The organism is Pedobacter psychrophilus (assembly GCF_001652725.1).
In the GTDB taxonomy this organism is placed as follows: Bacteria; Bacteroidota; Bacteroidia; order Sphingobacteriales; family Sphingobacteriaceae; genus Pseudopedobacter; species Pseudopedobacter psychrophilus.
Genome location: NZ_LWHJ01000032.1, coordinates 36112 through 55547, shown reverse-complemented (window position 1 = coordinate 55547; position 19436 = coordinate 36112). Strand labels below are relative to the sequence as shown.

Below are 19436 nucleotides of genomic sequence, written 5' to 3'. Positions count from 1 at the left end.
GTTCCTCTAAGTTGGCTGCGATTTAGCTAAATAATTGGTTATTTACTAAAGAATTGAAAGAACTTGTACAATCTCTAATTGTCTTTTACAAATCTAATAGTTCTTTTGTCTGAGGCATTGTCATAAGCCAAAGCAGTAGTAAATATTTCTCCTTTAAGCGTTAGGGAGTTGTATGAACTTGATCCGTTTACTTCGAAATAAGATCCGTTTATTGTAAATTTATCTGATAACCAAAAACTTGTATCTGTTCCTTTGCCATCGAAACCAGGTAAGTAAGGATTGTAATGACCAGTAGGATATAAATTCAGACCAATTTTATTATTGTTATCGTTGGTTAGGTTATTCCATCCATCAGGAATAATAATTTTTTTACAACTCTCAGAATTTAAAATTAATCTAGGAGCTTGACCTGACTGATACTCTCCATTTGTAGCACCTAAATAATTCATCATTATTTTAGTATCAGCAATAGAAGGTATCCTCCATCCACTTGGCAAATTATCTAAACTTCTTAGTTCTGGATAAGAATAAAGTTTTCCTAATCTTGGGTCATTTGCACTGTTGTTATAATTAACGCCACCCGTCCCATTATAATTAACACTTGTCCAAGTTTGTGTACCAATTTTAACAGTTGTATATGTTTGCCCATTTATGACTATGGGTGTGCCATTAATTGGAGAATAATTATCTTTTTTACAAGCGGTAAGACCTATAATTATAATTGATAGTAGAATAAAAAGCTTTTTCATAAAATGAATTAGTAGATGAGCAAAAATAAAATATTTAATGGGATTAATTTAAATTTTATTCAGTTTACAAAAACCCTATAAAACAGTTAAGCTCCAAACGGGGAGAATGGAGCTTAAACTAACCAATTATAAACCTAAATTAAACGAAAGGGCTGTAGGGGTAGGAGTCGAACCTACACGAAGCAGTTATTTCACCTTGCGGCTATTTCCCAAATCTTCGCCACCGAGACAAGGAGGTGTGTCTGCCAATTTCACCACCCTACAGTGTATTTGTTTTCAATTTTAAACATCCGGCTTGCCCGTTTGTCTTATTGTATAGAACAAATGTAAAGCAAAAGGCAATACGTTGCAAATATTTCAACAAAATATTTTAATTTTTATTAATTTTTTATTTATACTTGTTAAATATTAATAATCGATAAAAACATGATTGATAAATTGAGACCTAATTTAGAAATTGATAATTTAGATATAGATATTTTGTCTATTTTAATGAACGATGCAACTACTGCTTATACTGAAATAGCAAAAGAGTTAATCGTTTCTGGTGGTACTATTCATGTGAGGATGAAAAAGATGCAGGATTTAGGAATTATTAAAGGTTCTAATTTAATTGTTGATGCCCAAAAGGTGGGTTATGATATTTGTGCTTTCTTGGGTATTTACCTAGAAAAAGGCTCCATCTATCATGATGCCGTTAATGAGTTAAAAAAAATAAAAGAAATTGTAGAGCTACATTACACAACAGGCGGTTATTCTATGTTCGCCAAGATTATTTGTAGAGATACCAATCATTTACGATATGTATTGAATGATGAGATACAGGCAGTTTCTGGCATACAACGTACCGAGACTTTTATCTCTTTAGAAGAAAGCATTAAAAGACAAATTACTTTGAAATAATCTACCTTATATTCTACTGGCAAGAATTTTGATTTAACCTATTAAATCAATTAAACTATAAAGCCATGGGAACAGAAGATAAAAAATGGGAATCGGGTCCGAGGCAGGAAACGAATGACAAAAGAACTGATGAGCAAACCAATAGGGCAAAGGAAGAAGCCGACAGAAGGAACGAAAATTTAGAAGAGGAACCCGAAGGTAGTTATAAAGAAAAAAACGGCGACCAAGACGAACAATTCGAGGATATTAAAAACGAGCCAAAACAAGATATTAAGCCAACACATCCTCAAGCTGGTGAATAAATTAAAATTTATCAAAAGCCCTTGATCTAAACTAAAGATCAAGGGCTTTTTTTATTTAATGGCATCTTATCTGCTTGATAACATCAAAGCAGAGAATCTTATCCTCATAAAAAAACCACCATGCAAAAATTTGATGTAGTAGTTATAGGCGCTGGGCAAGCAGGAATTCCATTGGCAAAAAAGTTTGCCAAAGCTGGCAAAAAAGTGGCGGTAATAGAAAAAAGAGTGATTGGTGGCACTTGTATTAACGATGGCTGCTCACCAACCAAAACTATGATTGCGAGTGCGAGGGTTGCATATCTAACTAAGAACGGCGCAAAATGGGGAGCACTTTCTGATAATTTTAGAATTGATTATGAAACAGTTTTAAAAAGGAAGAACGATATAATTGAATCTTTTAGAAACGGTGCCATAAAAGGTTTAGAGAAAGAAAAAAACATCACCATATTTATGGGCTTGGGTTATTTTGAAACTGCAAATCATGTTAAAGTCGAATTAGAAAACGAAACAGTTGATATTTATGGAGAAACGATTTTCATCAATACGGGTTGTTCTCCAAGAATCCCTAATATTAAAGGATTAGATAAAACCCAATATTTAACTTCTACTTCTTTAATGGAATTAACAGAAATTCCTGAGCATTTAATTATCCTTGGCGGAGGCTATATTGCTTTAGAGTTTGGACAAATGATGGGTCGCTTTGGAGCAAAAGTGACTATTTTAGAAAAAAGCGATACTTTATTACCTCATGAAGATAATGATGTTTGTGTAGCCATTACGGATATTTTTAAAAGTGAAAATATCGAAATCCATACTTCTACAGAAATTTTAGCAGTTTCTGGAGATCATAGAAAAACAGTCTCCACAAAGATTAAAGGCAAAGAACAAACTTTTACTGGCAGCCATATTTTGGTAGCAACAGGAAGAGAACCTCAAACTAAAAATTTAAAATTGTCTTTTGCTGGCGTAAAAACTGACGATAATGGATTTATAGAGGTGAATGACAAATTAGAAACTTCTGCCAAAAATATTTATGCTTTGGGCGATGTTAAAGGTGGGCCAGCATTTACACAGATTGCATATAATGATCATTTAGTAATAGTTGATAATCTTTTGAAGGGTAAAAATCACTCTATAAAAGATAGAATTGTTCCGTATTGTATGTTTACCGATCCTCAATTAGGTAGGGTTGGAATTACAGAAGATGAAGCCAAAGAGAAAAAACTAAACTATAAAGTTGCCAAATTAGAAATGAAATATGTGGCCAGGGCATTAGAAACTGGCGAAACAAAAGGTTACATGAAAGCAATCGTAGATGCCAAAACCAAACAAATTTTAGGCGCATCCATTATTGGCGAACAAGGCGGTGAAATCATGTCAGTTTTGCAAATGGCGATGATGGGAGGAATTACTTATGAGCAAATACGGAATAACATATTTGCCCATCCCCTATTTTCAGAATCGCTAAATAATTTATTTATGTCTTTAGATGAATAAATTATTTTAAAACTCCCATCTTTAAAAAGGCATACGTTAAACCTGTAACATGTAACGCTTGCGGAATTTTATTCTCCAAAAGCATTTGCTTTACTTCTTCAATCGAATGAAATTCTATATCAATATCTTCATGCTCATCCAAATCTTGTTCCTGCACTTTTATACCGCCCTTTGCTAAAAAACAAAAAGTCTGGTTATTTGAAGTTGCCGGATTTGGGTATATGGTAGAAACCAATTCGAAATCCTCAAATAAATAACCAGTTTCTTCTAAAAGTTCACGCTTTGCGGCTTCCACAGGTTTTTCATCGCCATCAATAACTCCACCCGGAATTTCAATAGAAATAATATCTCCGCTATGGCGATATTGCTTTACCATAATCACTTTTTCATCCTCTGTAATCGCCACCACATTTACCCAATTAGGATATTCCAACACATAATATTCGCTTGCCACCCTACCGTCAGGCAATTCGCATTCGTCAACCCTTAAAGTTGCCCAAGGTTTTTTAACTAAATATTCTGAAGAAAGTGTTTTCCATTTAGATACTGCCATGTGTTAAAATTAAAATTTATTCTGTTCTTAAATTTGTATTAAAAAAAGATTTCTGGATTCTGCTTAGTAATAATATAAAAAAAATGATTATTTGGGCGCTTTAACACGCTTTCCGCTGTATCTTTTTGTCCGCCAGCTGGCGGACAAAAAGGATGCCGCTTCAATCGTTAGCGCAACCTATAAAATTGATAATTACTTCATTTGCTATTTAACAGGTTCCCCATTATGGTACTGCGGAGACAGGTTTAATGAGTCACTATTTAAATTTTCCCATCAACGCCTTCAACTTATCTTGCATATCTCCTTCTGCCGCTTTATCTTCCTTTTTATTTACAAAAACAGGCTTTTGGATAGGTTTTGCAATTTCTTTTTCTTGAGTTTTCGTTTTGATGACCGGTTTTTGTACAGCTTCTTTTTTCTCACCAGATTTCATCGTTAATGAAATTCTTTTTCTTAAAGTATCAACTTCCACAACGGTAACTTGTACTCTTTGCGAAACCTTTACTACTTCATTTGGGTTGCTGATAAACTTATCTGCCATTTGACTTAAATGTACCAAACCATCTTGATGAACGCCAATATCAACAAAAGCCCCAAAATTGGTAATGTTGGTTACAATTCCAGGAAGTCTCATTCCAGGTTTTAAATCTTCTATTTTATTAATCCCATCAGCAAAATTAAAAGCTTCAAATTGCTCACGAGGATCTCTTCCTGGTTTTGCTAACTCTGCAATAATGTCTTTTAATGTCGGCAAACCAACCTCATCAGAAATATATTTCCTTAAATCAATTTGTTCTCTTTTAGTGGCGTCTGTTAATAAATCAGCGACTTTGCAATTAACATCTTTTGCCATTTGCGCTACCAAGGCATAACGTTCTGGATGTACTGCACTGGCATCTAAAGGATTTTCGCTATTCCTAATCCTTAAAAAAGCTGCAGCTTGTTCAAAAGCTTTATCGCCTAAACGGGCAACTTTTTTTAAAGAATTTCTGTTTTTAAACGCTCCATGTAAATTGCGATAATCTATAATATTTTGTGCCAACTGCGGCCCCAAACCAGAAACGTAAGACAAAATTTGTTTAGATGCCGTATTCAACTCAACACCAACTGCATTTACACAGCTAATCACAGTATCGTCTAAAGAAGTTTGCAATTTATTTTGATCAACATCATGCTGATATTGCCCAACTCCAATAGATTTTGGGTCTATCTTAACCAACTCTGCAAGCGGATCCATCATTCTTCTTCCGATAGAAACAGCACCTCTCACCGTAATATCGTAGTCTGGAAATTCATCTCTTGCTGCTTGCGATGCAGAATAAATTGATGCCCCACTTTCATTCACCATCACTACCAAAACATTCTCTAGACCTTGTGCATTAACAAAATCTTCGGTCTCTCTGCTTGCAGTACCATTCCCAATCGCAATAGCTTCAATTTTATATTTCTCACATAAATGTTTTAATGTTTGTGCAGCTTCTTTGGCAACTCCAGCACCTGTATGAGGATAAACTGTCGTGTTTTCTAATAGTTTGCCTTGCTCATCTAAACACACTAATTTACATCCTGTTCTAAAACCTGGGTCCAAAGCTAAAACACGTTTTTGTCCAATAGGTGCTGCCAATAAAAGCTGACGGGCATTTTCCGCAAAAACTTTGATAGCTTCTTCATCCGCCATTTGTTTAGATTTTAAGCGGGTTTCTGTTTCCATGGATGGTTTTAATAAGCGTTTATAGCTATCTTCTAAAGCTTGTTTTACCTGTTGTGCTTTTTTGTTATTTGAGGTGATGAATTGCTTATCCAAAATTTGCAAAGCAGCGTCTTCTTCTGGCAAAGCATCTAATCTCAAGATCAATTCTTTTTCTCCTCTTCGCATTGCCAAAACACGATGGGACGGAGCGGTTTTAATAGGTTCGCTCCAATCAAAATAATCTTTGTATTTAATTCCTTCCGTCTCTTTTCCTTTTAATACTTCGGCTTTAAAAACTCCTTTGTTAAAAAATAGTTGACGTAGATTTGCCCTTGTATCTGCATTTTCAGAGATAATTTCTGCTATGATATCTCTAGCTCCTTGTAAAGCTTCCTCAATTGTATTCACCCCTTTTTCTTTATCGATAAAAGCAGCGGCTTCGTCTTCAGGATTTTTTTGGTCTTGATTAATAATGCTTAATCCTAAAGGTTCTAATCCCTTTTCTTTTGCAATGGAGGCTTTAGTTTTCCGTTTTTGTTTGTAAGGCAAATAAATATCCTCCAAAAGCGTCATTGTTTCGGCGGCCAAAACCGCTTTCTTTAATTCGTCAGTTAATTTGCCTTGCTCTTCGATGGATTTTAAAATGGCTTCTTTTCTTTTATCCAAATCACGTAATTGCTGTGCCCTATCACGAATATTTGTTACTTGAACTTCATCTAAACTTCCCGTCATTTCTTTCCTATATCTGGATATAAAGGGAACAGTAGCGCCTTCATCTAACAAGTTTAAAGTTGTCTCTACCTGTTTGCTCCCTAAATTTAATTCTTGTGCAATTAAAAAAATATGCTGTTGTGCCATGCTAAGATTTTGTTGTGCGAAGATGAGAAATCCAAAATTAAAATGACTCATGAATTTAAAAAGATAGCACTTTCTTAATTGTGAGTGTTAACGATTGAAGCGGTATCCCCGCAGTTAGTTGGGCAGGCTTTTTTTCTTTTTCAGGAAAAAAGATTTAGTGTAAAGCGTGTTAAAACGCCAATTAAATATTTTTGACCACCATGAATTTATCTTTAAAACAAAAAAGCACAGCTTTTAAAAACTGTGCTTCATTATATTAATATTTAAATTTCAAACTACCTCGCCATTTGGAATTTAGCCTCATAATTCTTCATTTTACTTTCTAATTCTTTATGCAAAGCTGGCTCTCCATATTTGTTGGTCATCTCTACAAATTGAGACATTACAAAAAGATTTAACTGGATATCTCTACCTGCTAAGTTTTCTTTGTTTTTATTAAGGCTTGCGTGATAATCCAATTCTTGTTGAATCAATTTCTCGCTTTGCTTCAATAAATCTGTTGCTTGTTGTTTCATTCCTAAAGCATACATATTTGATATCATCTCAAACTTACTTAGCGCAAAGTTTGGGTCATATGTTGTAGTTATTGGCAACACTTTCAAACACTCTTTCATCACATTTCTAGCACTATCTACCTTACCCTCGTGAATTAGATTTTTTGCTAATTCATTAAACTTATTTACAGATAAGAATACCATTTTTTGAGATTCCGGATCTAAATAAGGAGCAGATTTAATAGTTCCCCAATCAAATTTATGCATCATGTTGTTATACATTTCACTTGAGTTTACTACCTCGGTTTCTCCAAGTGGTCCTGATGATTCTATTTTGCCTTTAATTTTAGGGATTAATCTTAAAGCAAAACCTTCATTAAATAAATAATTATCTAAGCCTAAAAAGTTACTATTTGGTACCGTAAAAGCAAAGTAAATTGGTCTTTCCCAATTGTTATGAACCAACATATCTAAAATCGCTAACTGTCCTTTTGTTAAATAACTGCCACTAAACGTCCAATCCATTTCTGGTACTATTTCACTTCTGTTAGCAGGATTAACGGTTTTAGTGGATAAAACTGTAGCCGGATTAATAGTCATTTTGAAGTTTTTGGTAGGCAGAAAGTTTTCAGACTTTCCGCTTTGATATTGAACTTTTGCTTCTGCATTATCTGAAGTAATAAATTCGAAGATATCCTTTAATTCTTGAGGTCCTTCCAAGTTAAAGTCTTGATAAAAAAGCACATCCCTTGTACCTGTTTGATACATATTAGGCTTCATGGTAATTGGTAAAGGAGCAGAACCATTGAATGGTCTCCTCAATTGATCAATATACCAATCAGTATCAAATAAACTTAAGTTAACAATCCTAATATCTGGTCTAAAATTTTCTACTTCCTGCACATACCAAAGTGGATATGTATCATTATCACCGTATGTAAACAATATGGCATTCGGGGCGCAGCTAGCTAAATAATTTTTAGCATAATCCCTTGCTGTAGATTTTCCAGATCTATCATGATCGTCCCACTCTTGACTTGCCATTAAAATTGGGGCTGCCAATAAACAAATTACAGTTGCAATACCTGCCGCCATTTTAGGCGTGACTACTTTACGCAGCCAATCCATTACAGCAAAAACGCCTAAACCGATCCATATCGCAAAAGCATAGAAAGAACCAACGTATGCGTAATCTCTCTCTCTGGGTTGGCTAGGTGTTTGGTTTAGATAAATTACAATTGCTAAGCCCGTAAAGAAAAATAGCAAAGCAACTATGCCCGCATCTTTTTGGCTATTTTTAAAATGCCAAAATGCACCTAATAAACCTAATATTAATGGTAAAAAGAAAAGTCTGTTGTATGCTTTGTTCTTTAAAACACTTTCTGGCAAAGCCGATTGATCGCCAAGACGCAAAGCATCTATAAACTTAATCCCGCTTATCCAATTTCCGTCAGTGTAATTTCCAATACCTTGGCTGTCATTTTGACGACCGGCGAAATCCCATAAAAAATAACGCATGTACATAAAACCAATTTGATAGGTTGCAAACCAGCCTAAATTGGTGGCAAATGTTGGGCTTTCTTGCGGTCCTAATTGCATCCAGTCTCTATAAACTGCCGGATGATTACTGTCATCACTATACATCCTAGGAAATAAGGTATTTCTATCGTATTCATAAGATTGCTTTTGCCCTGTTACTTCATATTTAGATTCACCTTTTCTATATTGATTAGCTCCTGTAACGGTTTCTATGGGTTTAGAATCAAAATACTGTCCGTAAGCTAAAGGTCTATCACCATATTGCTCTCTATTTAAATAACTTAAAAAAGAAAACGCATCATGAGGATTACTGTTATTTAATGTAGGGTTGGCTTTTGCCCTGATTACTATCATTGCAAAAGAACTGTAACCAAAAATTATTAAGATAAAAGAAAGCATTGCCATGTTTAAAACAGGCTTATTTTTTTTGATAGAGTAATAGGTTAGGTAAATTGTGATGCCTAACATCAATAAAGCAAAGAATATTACTCCTGATCCAAAACCAAATCCAAAAGAATTAACAAACAGTAAATCAAAGTTAGCTGCTATTTTAATCATGTATTGAATAATACCATACTGGATAACACCTAAGATTACAATCCCTAATAATAATGAAATGAAAATTCCTTTTGTAGTTGCTGTTTTGGTTCTTCTAAAATAATAAACCACCGCCATTGCAGGAATAGCCAATAAGTTTAATAAATGCACCCCAATAGAAAGACCCATTACATAAGCAATAAAAAGCAACCACTTATCTGCAAAAGGTTCGTCTGCATGTGCATCCCATTTTAAAATTGCCCAAAAAACCACTGCTGTTGATAAAGAAGACATTGCATAAACCTCTGCTTCTACCGCAGAAAACCAAAATGAATCTGAAAAAGCGTAAGCCAATGCACCAACCAAACCTGCTCCCATAATTGCAGTTAAATGGTAGCTATCTGGCATTTCCCCTGATTTAAGAGCTACCTTTTTACCTAGAGCCGTAATTGTCCAAAAAAGAAACATAATGGTTGCGCCACTTGATAAAGCTGAACTTATGTTTACACAATAAGCTATCATTTTAGGATCGCTGGCAAATAAACTAAAGATTTTACCAATCATTAAAAATAGAGGTGCACCAGGTTGATGAACAATTTGTAGTTTATAGGCTGCAGAGATAAACTCGCCACAATCCCAGTAACTTGCAGTAGGCTCTAATGTTAAAATATAAACCGTAGAAGCAATTAAAAAGGTTAGCCAACCAAAAAGGTTGTTAATTTTTGAATAGGTCATTTCCTGAAAATAATCTTTAAACCGCCGAAAATAACTATTTGAAATCAAATTAAAGGTATTTTAACATTTATTAACCCGAGATTAGATTTGGAAGTTGATCTGGCTAAATAATTTTTATCTATTAATAATAGCCTTTAATGACAGAAAAGGCTATCTATCTTTGCTTTTTCCTTTCCTAGGATGCAAAAAGATAAATTGTCCGTTTTTTAAAACGCCCAAATTAATAAAGATTTTTTCTACCTTCTCTTAAACAAAGTGTGTAAATCTTCTAGGATTTCTCTCACCTTTAAGAATTAAAAAACTTGAGATCACATGCCTAAGATTCTGGTAGATTAAACTTTAATGTAAAATAAATTTGTATCATTTATTTAATGCCCTATATTTGCATTCCATTTCAAGGAAATATATCTCTTGAGACAAGATTGCCCGATAGTATAATGGTAGTACAACGGTTTTTGGTACCGTCTGTCTAGGTTCGAATCCTGGTCGGGCAACTTAAGAAAAATTCGGAAGTTGCATTAATTTCCGAATTTTTTCATTTTAAACTACTCCAAAAGTAAAAGCTAATGCCTTCAACTTTTAATACTGTAAAACTTTTTTCAGGCTCAGGCACAATAGACCTGTCAGAAAAAATTGCCAAGTGTTATGGAAAAGATTTAGGAAAAGTAATTCTTTCCAGGTTTTCTGATGGAGAGTTTCAACCACATTATGATGAATCTATACGTGGTTGTGATGTTTTTATAATTCAATCTACTTGCCAACCAAACGATAATTTGGTTGAGCTTTTGATGCTTATCGATGCTGCTAAGAGAGCTTCGGCACATTACATTACTGCAGTTATCCCCTATTTTGGTTTAGCAAGACAGGATAGAAAAGACAAGCCAAGAGTAGCAATTGGGGCAAAATTAGTAGCCAATTTGTTAGTAGCCGCTGGTATTCATCGTATAATGACTATGGATTTACATGCTGCGCAAATTCAAGGTTTTTTTGATATACCCGTAGATCATTTAGATGCATCGGTAATTTTTGTTCCTTATATTAAAAGTTTAGGACTTGAAAATTTAACCATTGCCTCGCCAGATATGGGAGGTTCTTACCGAGCTAGAACTTTTGCAAAGTATTTTAATGCAGAGGTTGTAATTTGTGATAAAAGAAGAAAAAGAGCAAATGAGATAGAATCTATGTCTATTATTGGTGATGTAACCGGGCAAGACATAGTTTTAATTGATGATATTATTGATACAGCAGGTACGCTTTCAAAAGCCGCTGGATTAATTATGGAAAAAGGAGCAAATAGCGTAAGAGCAGTTTGTACGCATGCTGTATTATCTGGGAAAGCATATGAAACAATAGAAAATTCAGCTTTGACGGAACTTATTGTTACTAATACTATACCATTAAAACATGATAGCCCAAAGATTAGGGTTTTATCAACTGCAGATTTATTTTCAAAAGCGATTGCTAACGTTAATGAACATGCTTCAATAAGTGAACTTTTTAAAATTTAACAATAAATAAAAACAAACATGAAATCAATCGCAATTAGCGGTTCTCCAAGAGAGAACGTAGGGAAACGCGACGCAAAGGAATTGCGTTACGAAGGTAAAGTGCCAGCAGTACTTTATGGTGGTAAGGAGCAAATACACTTTGCTATAGATGCACCGGCATTAAAAGATTTAGTTTACACAGCAGAAGTTAACTTTGCTGAGATTAATGTAAGCGGTAAAACTTTTAACGCAATTATGCAAGACATTCAAATACACCCACTAACAGAAAAAATTGTTCACATTGATTTTCTTCAATTATTTGATGATAAACAAGTAACAATGGAAATACCTGTAAAATTAACAGGAACTTCTCCGGGTGTAAAAGAAGGTGGTAAATTAGTTCAAAAATTACGTAAACTTAAAGTAAAAGCATTTCCTAAGGATATGCCTCAATATGTTGAGGTTTCATTAGAGTCTTTAACGGTAGGTAAATCTGTTAGAGTTCGTGATTTAGAAGCAAAAGGTTATGCAATAACTAACGTGAAAGAAGATACAGTTGTTTCTGTAATCATGTCTAGAGCATTAAAACAAGCAGAACAACAAGCTGCAACCACTAAAAAATAATTTAATTAACAAAATTTTGAATCCCTAATGTTTATAACATTGGGGATTTTTTTTTTTGATTGTTTTTATTTGAAACGTATTAAATGTCCATTCCCTCATTTTAAATCTATCCTTATCTTTGCCGAATGCAAATTATCTCAGAAGAACTAAATCATTATCTTTCTACGACCTGTGAAAATGAGAACGAGTTATTAACAAAAATAGATAGGGAAACTCAGTTAGAGGTATTAATGCCAAGAATGATTTCTGGTCATTATCAAGGCAGGGTTTTGTGTATGTTATCTAAAATGCTTAACCCAAAACGTATTTTAGAAGTTGGGACTTTTACAGGTTATGCAACTATTTGTTTGGCAGAAGGATTGGCCAATGATGGAAAGATAATCACGATAGATATAAATGAAGAACTAGAGGATAAGGTTAGAGGATATTTTTTAGAATCAGGTTTAGCTCATAAAATTGATTATCTTATTGGAAACGCTGTTGAGTTAATTCATGATATAAATGAAGAATTTGATTTGGTTTTTATAGATGCTGATAAAAAAAATAATGGCGTTTATTACGATTTAGTTTTTGATAAACTAAAAAGTGGAGGAATTATATTAGTAGATAATGTTTTATGGAGCGGAAAGGTTTTAACAAACATTAACGATACTGATACATCAAATATTAGTACTTTTAACCAAAAGGTTACTAATGACACCAGAGTTGAAAAGCTGATTTTGCCAATTAGAGACGGTATATTTGTAATTAGGAAAAAATAATTAAGGTTTATATTTAGTTTTAAAATTTAAAAAGCATCAAAATATTGAAAAGATTTTGTTTTGTAATTGTATTGTTTCTTGTCTCATCATTTTGTTTTGCTCAATCTGTAACCCAAAATTATATTGAAGAGAATAAAGATTTTTCTATCCAATTAATGAATAAATATCATGTACCTGCGAGTATAATATTGGCAGTTGCAATTCATGAATCTGCAAGTGGAACCAGCAAAATAGCAAGATATTTAAATAACCATTTTGGCATAAAAGGCCCCAATAGTAACACTCAAATTAATTCATCTTATAAAGGTTTTGAAATTGTTGAAGATTCTTATCTAAACTTTATAGACATGCTACAAAGCAGGTCTAAATTTAAAACTTTGTTTGATAAATATACTGATTACGATTATCGCTCTTGGGCTTATGGGATTCAAAGTGGAGGTTATGCTGCTAGCAAAACATGGGCTTCGCAAGTAATTGGATTGATAAAAAAACACAAACTTTATGAATATGATAATCGGCCTGATGAATATTTGGAACCTATTGAAGCCGTAAATGTTAGCGTTTTTTATAATGTGAAAAAGGGTGATACTTTAGGAGAAATATCTAAAAAATATCATACTACTGTTAAAAGCCTGAAGACAATAAATAATTTAAATTCTACCGTGTTACGCATTGGTCAAAAATTAAAAATTAAATGAAAAATTTACTTTTATCGCTTTCGCTGATAATCTTATTAACTTCTTGTGCATCTAAAAAGAAAATCTATCAAAAGGAAAACAAAAAAATAGAGCAAAGCGCTAATAAATCCTCTGGTGGTAATTACACCTCTTTTAATACTGTATCCTACATCAATCGTTTTAAAACAATTGCAATTACCGAAATGAATAAGTTTGGTATCCCGGCTAGTATTACCTTGGCTCAAGCCCTTTTAGAATCTGGAACTGGAAATAGTGATTTGGCTAAATATGCCAATAATCATTTTGGTATAAAATGCACAAGTGATTGGGCTGGAAAAGGATACTATAAGGATGATGATCAAAAAGATGACTGTTTTAGGGTTTACAAAAATCCTGAAGAAAGTTTTAAAGACCATTCGGAATTTTTAAAAAGAAAGCGCTATGCGTTTTTATTTGAGTTGGATAAAGATGATTATGAGGGCTGGGCAAAAGGTTTAAAACAAGCCGGTTATGCAACAAACCCAAAATATCCAGATTTGTTGATTGGAATTATTAATAAGTATGACTTACATCAATATGATAAGAGAGAGGGCGAGATTGATAAGATAAAAAGAGAAGATAGGGTACTTTCTGACATCAATAAAAATATCCCTCAAGAAAAATATAAAGATCGTAAAACAGATGCTCCAACTGTTATTACTGGCAATAAATATATTGTGCAACAAGGCGATACACTTTATAATATTTCAAAACGTTTTGGATTAACTGTTGATGAACTTAAGGCGCTTAATAATATGGTTGATAATACTATTAAATTAGGACAAGAAATAACCATTAAAAAATAATTTGAAACAGATCATCTGCGCCCTAATCTTTCTGATATTTTCTTTTGCTGCATATTCGCAAACTACTGCACAAGTTGGAGGAATTGTTTTTGACCTAGATACCAGATTTAGGATAAATAGAGTCGTAATTACTAACTTAAATACCAACGAGTCTGTTTTTAACAATACTAAGGGAGAATTTTTTATTAAGGCAAAGGTTGGAGACATTTTAATCAGTAAACTACAAGGATATAAGAGTGATACTTTAAAGTTTGCTGGCCAAACATCTTTGATTATTTATTTGAAAAGACTTTCCATTCCTTTGCCGGAAGTGGTTTTTAAAGACTCGGTTCTATCGGCGAAAGCCAAATACGAAGAAACCAAAAAATCATTTAATAAAGCGGTAAGATTGGGTAATAATAAAGATTTGATAAGCGTTGGCCCTTCTGGCGCAGGTTTAAGTATTGAATCTATTTGGAGCAGTTTTAGCAGAGAAGGTAAAAATGCCAGAAAATTGATGGAAATTATGGAGCGTGACTATCAAAATTCTTTGATAGATCAAATCTTTAATAAGGAATTAGTTAAAAGGGTGACAGGATTAAAAGGCGACAAATTATTAATATTTATGATAAATTATCGCCCGTCATATAGTTTTGCGGTTAAAGCCAAAGATTATGATTTAGTTTCATACATCAAAATTACCTACATGCGATTTCAAATGAATCCAAACCTACAGGATATTTCAGATTTGAGACTAATAGAAATTAGATAAATCAATTTTTCTCTTGTATAACTTTTCTACGATAATTTATAGCCACTTTGTAAGTTGTAAACATTGAACCCGCCATTATAAAATATAAAAGCAAATATTTTCCTTTAAAAAAAGATGTTGTGAAAAAGTCAGTAATTGAAAGTAACAACATTATATTGCCTATAATACAAATTGCGATTATTCCAATTACTTGATTCTTAGATAAATTTTTTTTCATTATATAATAAAGGGTTGCTCTATCAAACTTATATTATAAATAGCTTTTGTCTATAAGGCAATAGAGTTAAATGAAGGCATTATCCTTTTATAAACAAATGCTTAGCCTTATATTTGTGTCAACAATAAAAATAAACATTTAAAATTTAAAATAATGATTGGTATAGGAGAAAAATTTCCAGATTTTGATAAAATCGCGGTAGTAAGTTTAGATAAAGGAAAAGAATTTGAAAATGTTTCATCTTCTTCTTTTATTAACGATGACAACAAGTGGACAGTAATGTTTTGGTGGCCAAAGGATTTCACATTTGTTTGCCCAACAGAGATAGCCGAATTTAACAACAACTATGGTGAATTTAGAGATAGGGATACTACTTTATTAGGAGCATCTACAGATTCTGAATTTGTTCATTTAGCCTGGAGAAATAATCATGATGATTTAAGAGGTTTAAAATTTCCGATGATTGCAGATACATCAAAATCTTTGGCTGAAGATTTAGGTATTTTAGTAGCAGGTGAAAAAGTAGCTTACAGAGCAACTTTTATTATTGATCCTCAAGGAATTATCAGATGGGTTTGTGTAAACGATTTAAACGTAGGAAGAAATGTTAAAGAAGTTTTACGTGTATTAGATGGTTTACAAACTGACGAATTATGTCCTTGTAATTGGGAAAAAGGAGAAGAAACTTTAACTTCTGCTTTAGAGGCTTAATTAGGTATGAACCCCTTATTGTTTTTTAATGAGCGTTAAGGGGTTTTTTGTGTCTAAAAAATTTATAATTTAATAATAACATAATGGAAAAGATATCAGAAACAACCCAAGAATTATTAGCAATTTTTGGTAATGAAAATATAAATAATAAAGCTTTAGAACTTTTAAACGCTACTGATTTTAAATATTTGAGAGATTTAAAATTAAACTTTAATAGCACTTTAACATCAGAATTTATAAGTGAAAAAGAATGTGGATTGTTAGGATTGTCAGTTGCAACAAACAATCAAAATGCTATATTAATTTCTTTTTATAAAAATTACTCCATAAAATTTGGTGCAACAGAAGATGAATTGGCAGAAGCCGTTTCATGTGCCTCTTTGTTAGCATCAAATAATATTTTTTACAGATTTCGTCATTTTACACAAAAAGAAAAATATACTCAAATTCCAGCTCGCATTAGAATGCAAATAATGATGAAGCCGGTAACTAGTAAGGAGTTTTTTGAGTTAATGAGTTTGGCAATTTCAGCAGTTAACGGATGCGAGATGTGTGTTAACGCTCATGAAGATTCTTTAATAAAATTAGAGACCAAAGAAGAACGAATTTTTGACGCTGTTAGGATAGCATCATTGGTTACAGCAACAGGTAAAATTATCTATTAAGGCAAACAAAATTTTTAAAAGTTAATATTTTTTCAATAATTGACAATCATTAAAAATATATCATATAATATTCACTTTAAATTTGCTTTTTATAATTATTATTTATTAAATTAGTAATAAGGTTAATCAACCCTAAAAGTATTTAACCAGTCTTTTAGGATTTAATAGGTTTTAATTGTTAATTATAAGGCTGCTTTTAAAAAAAAGCAGCCTTATTTATTTAATGAACATCTGCCGGAATTTCTGTATTTTTCTTAAATTTTTGAAGAGCCAATAATGGTATAGAAAATAACATTGTATATCCAACTAACCAATAAGCATCAGTATAAGTTAAGAGAAAAGTTTGCTTCATCACCATTCCATCAATAGCTTTCATGGCCACATGCTGGGCGTCCAAATAAGTATATCCTTTTGCTACAAAACTTCTTGTAATCAATTCTAATTTTTGGGTAAATGCAGAGTTATAATCATTAATATTATTTAAAAGATTACTTCTATGCACACCATTTCTTATATGAATTAGAGTAGTTAAAGCGGCAATACCAAAAGAACCTCCTAATTGCCTACCCATATTGTTTAAGCCCGTTCCTTGTCCAATTTCCTTTCCTCTTAAATCTTGTATGGCTAAAGTTGTTAATGGAACAAATAAAAACGCCATTCCAACACCTCTAATAATCAAAGGCCAAAAGAAATCTCCGGTGCCAGAAGATAAGGTAGATTTGCTTAACATATAAGAGAATATGAAAAAGAGAAACATTCCAAGAGCAGCCATAAATTGCGCAGGAACTCCTTTTTTTAGCATTATGCCTATAAAAGGCATTAAAACAATAGTTGCAATTCCGCCGGGAAGAAATATTTCCCCAGTTTGTAAGGCCGAAAAACCAAGTAAATTTTGACAGAAAATAGGAAATATAAATACCGAACCATACAAACCAAAACCTAAAATAAAACTAAAGAACATCCCCACAGAAAAACTTCGCTTCTTTAAAATATTTAGATTAACGATTGGGTATTCAATACTTTTTTCTCTCCATATAAATAATAGAAATCCAAGAACGGATACTACTGATAATATCAATATATAAGAAGTAGCAAACCAGTCTTCACTCTCCCCTTTTTCTAAAACAGTTTGTAAACTACCAACAGTTAAGGCTAATAAAATAATTCCCCACCAATCAATAGGTCGCCCTTTTGCTGTTTTGGGAGTCTCTTTAATAACGAGGTAAGCGGCAAACGCGGCAATAATACCAACAGGAATATTCACGTAAAAAATCCAAGGCCAAGAAAAATGTTCTGTGATGTAACCTCCAATAGTTGGACCTAAAGTTGGGCCAACAACCGCTCCTAATCCAAACATTGCGGTAGCAATACCTACTTCTTCTGGAGGCCAGGTCTCTAATAAAATTGCTTGTCCGGTAGAAATTAAACCCCCACCCGCTAAACCTTGCAATATTCTAAAAGCAACTAATTGCTCTAAAGAAGTTGCATTTCCGCATAAAAAAGAAGCAATCGTAAATATAATTATAGAGAATAAAAAATAGTTTTTTCTGCCAAAGGTTTCTCCTAACCAGCCCGACATGGGTAAAATAATTACGTTGGCAACTGCGTAACCCGTAGTTATCCAAGCAATATCTTCTAATGTTGCTCCTAAATTCCCTTGAATTTGAGGTAAAGAAACATTTACAATAGTTGTATCTATTAATTCTAAAAGTGCAGCAGTAATTACAGTGATGGTAATTACCCACTTTTTTAAACCTTTTTCTGCCATGGTAAATTATTCAGAAACGTGAACCGAAACTTTAACACTCATTCCAGGACGTATTTTATCAAAGATTTTATTTTTATCTAGTTTTATTTTTACAGGAACCCTTTGAATAACTTTTACATAATTACCTGTAGCATTATCCGGAGGAAGTAAAGAAAATTTTGCTCCCGTTGCAGGAGAGAAATTATAAATATGTCCTTTTAATTCAGCATTTGGATAGGCGTCAATTTCAACATCAACTAGTTGACCTTCCTTTAATTTTTCTAACTGAGTTTCTTTAAAATTTGCTTTTACATACAAACTATTATCATTTACAATCGCAAATAAAGATTGGCCAGGCTGTATAAGTTGACCAATTTGAATGTTCTTATTAGAAATTATCCCTGTTGCAGGCGCTACGATTTTTGTATACGAGAGCTGCAATTTTGCAAAATCTATATCAGCAGTTTTTGCAGAAATGTTTGAACTTGCAGCACTTACTTGAGATTGGCTAGTGTTTACTTGCTTTTGAGCAGCCGTATACTGAGCTTGCATTGCTTGTAATTGGGCATTTGCAGTTTGTTTTTCGGCATTTGCCTGATCAAATTGTTGTTGTGTAATAGAACCATCTTTGATTAGATTTTGGTAACGGGCAAAATCTTTGTTAGCCTTATCAGATTTTGCTTGCGCTGCTACCACATTTGCTTTAGCTGTTGCGATGTTTGCAGCTGTAGAATTTACTACACTTTCACTTACATTTACATTTGCTAAGGCAGATTGTTTGCCGGATTGCGCTTGCTCTAACTTAATCTTAAAATCTCTATCGTCTAATTTAACTAAGATTTTACCAGCATCAATATGTTGATTTTCCTCAAAATAGATAGAATCTATATATCCTCCTACCCGAGATACTACTGGACTAATATCCCCATCAATTTGAGCGTCATCTGTATCAATATGATTGCTAAAATAAATGTATTCCTTTACTCCAAAATAACCTCCAATTATTAAAATTACACCTAATATAATCGGGATTACTTTTTTTGATTTAGATTTTGGTACGTTGTTATTTTCCATTTTAATATATGAGTGTTTTT

Annotated in this window: 17 protein-coding genes and 2 tRNA genes; 12 read left to right on the top strand and 7 right to left on the bottom strand. The window is 33.0% G+C overall.

What is annotated here, in order from left to right:
- Nucleotides 1-74 precede the first annotated feature (74 nt).
- Nucleotides 75-749, bottom strand: a complete 675-nt coding sequence (locus A5893_RS16885) for an FISUMP domain-containing protein (RefSeq protein WP_068823774.1) — start codon at nucleotides 747-749, stop codon at nucleotides 75-77.
- A 152-nt stretch (nucleotides 750-901) separates the two neighbouring features.
- A tRNA-Asp gene (locus tag A5893_RS17750) sits at nucleotides 902-1013 on the bottom strand.
- Nucleotides 1014-1175: 162 nt separating this feature from the next.
- On the opposite strand from A5893_RS17750, the gene A5893_RS16880 reads away from it, so the two are divergent.
- The 3 genes from A5893_RS16880 (at nucleotide 1176) to lpdA (ending at nucleotide 3451) form a co-directional block, all read left to right on the top strand.
- Nucleotides 1176-1652: an Lrp/AsnC ligand binding domain-containing protein gene (locus A5893_RS16880; protein ID WP_068823773.1), complete on the top strand. Its 477-nt coding sequence runs from the start codon at nucleotides 1176-1178 to the stop codon at nucleotides 1650-1652.
- Between the two features lie 65 nt (nucleotides 1653-1717).
- Nucleotides 1718-1954, top strand: a complete 237-nt coding sequence (locus tag A5893_RS16875; RefSeq protein WP_068823772.1) for a hypothetical protein — start codon at nucleotides 1718-1720, stop codon at nucleotides 1952-1954.
- Between the two features lie 120 nt (nucleotides 1955-2074).
- Nucleotides 2075-3451: a dihydrolipoyl dehydrogenase gene (gene lpdA, locus A5893_RS16870; RefSeq protein ID WP_068823771.1), complete on the top strand. Its 1377-nt coding sequence runs from the start codon at nucleotides 2075-2077 to the stop codon at nucleotides 3449-3451.
- Between the two features lies 1 nt (nucleotide 3452).
- Here lpdA and A5893_RS16865 read toward each other — a convergent pair whose 3' ends face one another.
- The 3 genes from A5893_RS16865 to A5893_RS16855 all read right to left on the bottom strand — a co-directional run bounded on the left by A5893_RS16865 (nucleotide 3453) and on the right by A5893_RS16855 (nucleotide 9857).
- Nucleotides 3453-4004: an NUDIX hydrolase gene (locus tag A5893_RS16865; protein ID WP_068823770.1), complete on the bottom strand. Its 552-nt coding sequence runs from the start codon at nucleotides 4002-4004 to the stop codon at nucleotides 3453-3455.
- A gap of 256 nt (nucleotides 4005-4260) precedes the next feature.
- Nucleotides 4261-6552: a Tex family protein gene (locus tag A5893_RS16860; RefSeq protein ID WP_068823769.1), complete on the bottom strand. Its 2292-nt coding sequence runs from the start codon at nucleotides 6550-6552 to the stop codon at nucleotides 4261-4263.
- 275 nt (nucleotides 6553-6827) lie between these two features.
- Nucleotides 6828-9857, bottom strand: coding sequence for a glycosyltransferase family 117 protein (locus tag A5893_RS16855; RefSeq protein WP_068823768.1), 3030 nt, complete (start codon nucleotides 9855-9857; stop codon nucleotides 6828-6830).
- 423 nt (nucleotides 9858-10280) lie between these two features.
- Between A5893_RS16855 and A5893_RS16850 the strand changes: the two genes are divergently transcribed.
- From A5893_RS16850 to A5893_RS16805, 9 genes are all read left to right on the top strand, one after another.
- Nucleotides 10281-10351, top strand: a tRNA-Gln gene (locus A5893_RS16850).
- A 72-nt stretch (nucleotides 10352-10423) separates the two neighbouring features.
- On the top strand, nucleotides 10424-11365 hold the full coding sequence (locus tag A5893_RS16845; protein ID WP_068823767.1) for a ribose-phosphate pyrophosphokinase: 942 nt from the start codon (nucleotides 10424-10426) through the stop codon (nucleotides 11363-11365).
- 18 nt (nucleotides 11366-11383) lie between these two features.
- Nucleotides 11384-11968 carry a 50S ribosomal protein L25/general stress protein Ctc gene (locus A5893_RS16840; protein ID WP_068823766.1) on the top strand — a complete coding sequence of 195 codons (585 nt, stop codon included), beginning with the start codon at nucleotides 11384-11386 and terminating at the stop codon, nucleotides 11966-11968.
- Between the two features lie 125 nt (nucleotides 11969-12093).
- Complete coding sequence (locus A5893_RS16835) at nucleotides 12094-12729, top strand: O-methyltransferase (RefSeq protein WP_068823765.1); 636 nt, start codon at nucleotides 12094-12096, stop codon at nucleotides 12727-12729.
- Between the two features lie 44 nt (nucleotides 12730-12773).
- Nucleotides 12774-13427, top strand: a complete 654-nt coding sequence (locus tag A5893_RS16830) for a glucosaminidase domain-containing protein (protein ID WP_232456884.1) — start codon at nucleotides 12774-12776, stop codon at nucleotides 13425-13427.
- Entirely contained in the window at nucleotides 13424-14251 is an 828-nt protein-coding gene (locus tag A5893_RS16825; protein ID WP_068823763.1) for a glucosaminidase domain-containing protein, read from the top strand. Before A5893_RS16830 ends, A5893_RS16825 begins: the two co-directional genes overlap by 4 nt.
- Before the next feature lies 1 nt (nucleotide 14252).
- On the top strand, nucleotides 14253-15002 hold the full coding sequence (locus A5893_RS16820; RefSeq protein ID WP_068823762.1) for a hypothetical protein: 750 nt from the start codon (nucleotides 14253-14255) through the stop codon (nucleotides 15000-15002).
- Nucleotides 15003-15372: 370 nt separating this feature from the next.
- Entirely contained in the window at nucleotides 15373-15930 is a 558-nt protein-coding gene (locus A5893_RS16810) for a peroxiredoxin (RefSeq protein WP_068823760.1), read from the top strand.
- Nucleotides 15931-16013: 83 nt separating this feature from the next.
- A complete protein-coding gene (locus A5893_RS16805) occupies nucleotides 16014-16595 on the top strand; it encodes a carboxymuconolactone decarboxylase family protein (RefSeq protein WP_068823759.1) in 582 nt (193 codons plus the stop codon).
- A 220-nt stretch (nucleotides 16596-16815) separates the two neighbouring features.
- Here the strand turns inward: A5893_RS16805 and A5893_RS16800 are convergent, their stop codons facing one another.
- Nucleotides 16816-18363 carry a DHA2 family efflux MFS transporter permease subunit gene (locus A5893_RS16800; protein ID WP_068823758.1) on the bottom strand — a complete coding sequence of 516 codons (1548 nt, stop codon included), beginning with the start codon at nucleotides 18361-18363 and terminating at the stop codon, nucleotides 16816-16818.
- Between the two features lie 6 nt (nucleotides 18364-18369).
- Nucleotides 18370-19416: an HlyD family secretion protein gene (locus A5893_RS16795; protein ID WP_068823757.1), complete on the bottom strand. Its 1047-nt coding sequence runs from the start codon at nucleotides 19414-19416 to the stop codon at nucleotides 18370-18372.
- Nucleotides 19417-19436: the final 20 nt, after the last annotated feature.

Coding starts and splice junctions, on each gene's coding strand:
- lpdA (WP_068823771.1), top strand. CDS start 2,075: ATGCAAAAATTTGATGTAGTAGTTATAGGCGCTGGGCAAGCAGGAATT.
- A5893_RS16845 (WP_068823767.1), top strand. CDS start 10,424: ATGCCTTCAACTTTTAATACTGTAAAACTTTTTTCAGGCTCAGGCACA.
- A5893_RS16865 (WP_068823770.1), bottom strand. CDS start 4,004: ATGGCAGTATCTAAATGGAAAACACTTTCTTCAGAATATTTAGTTAAA.
- A5893_RS16800 (WP_068823758.1), bottom strand. CDS start 18,363: ATGGCAGAAAAAGGTTTAAAAAAGTGGGTAATTACCATCACTGTAATT.
- A5893_RS16855 (WP_068823768.1), bottom strand. CDS start 9,857: ATGACCTATTCAAAAATTAACAACCTTTTTGGTTGGCTAACCTTTTTA.
- A5893_RS16875 (WP_068823772.1), top strand. CDS start 1,718: ATGGGAACAGAAGATAAAAAATGGGAATCGGGTCCGAGGCAGGAAACG.
- A5893_RS16860 (WP_068823769.1), bottom strand. CDS start 6,552: ATGGCACAACAGCATATTTTTTTAATTGCACAAGAATTAAATTTAGGG.
- A5893_RS16840 (WP_068823766.1), top strand. CDS start 11,384: ATGAAATCAATCGCAATTAGCGGTTCTCCAAGAGAGAACGTAGGGAAA.
- A5893_RS16825 (WP_068823763.1), top strand. CDS start 13,424: ATGAAAAATTTACTTTTATCGCTTTCGCTGATAATCTTATTAACTTCT.
- A5893_RS16810 (WP_068823760.1), top strand. CDS start 15,373: ATGATTGGTATAGGAGAAAAATTTCCAGATTTTGATAAAATCGCGGTA.
- A5893_RS16795 (WP_068823757.1), bottom strand. CDS start 19,416: ATGGAAAATAACAACGTACCAAAATCTAAATCAAAAAAAGTAATCCCG.
- A5893_RS16885 (WP_068823774.1), bottom strand. CDS start 749: ATGAAAAAGCTTTTTATTCTACTATCAATTATAATTATAGGTCTTACC.
- A5893_RS16805 (WP_068823759.1), top strand. CDS start 16,014: ATGGAAAAGATATCAGAAACAACCCAAGAATTATTAGCAATTTTTGGT.
- A5893_RS16835 (WP_068823765.1), top strand. CDS start 12,094: ATGCAAATTATCTCAGAAGAACTAAATCATTATCTTTCTACGACCTGT.
- A5893_RS16880 (WP_068823773.1), top strand. CDS start 1,176: ATGATTGATAAATTGAGACCTAATTTAGAAATTGATAATTTAGATATA.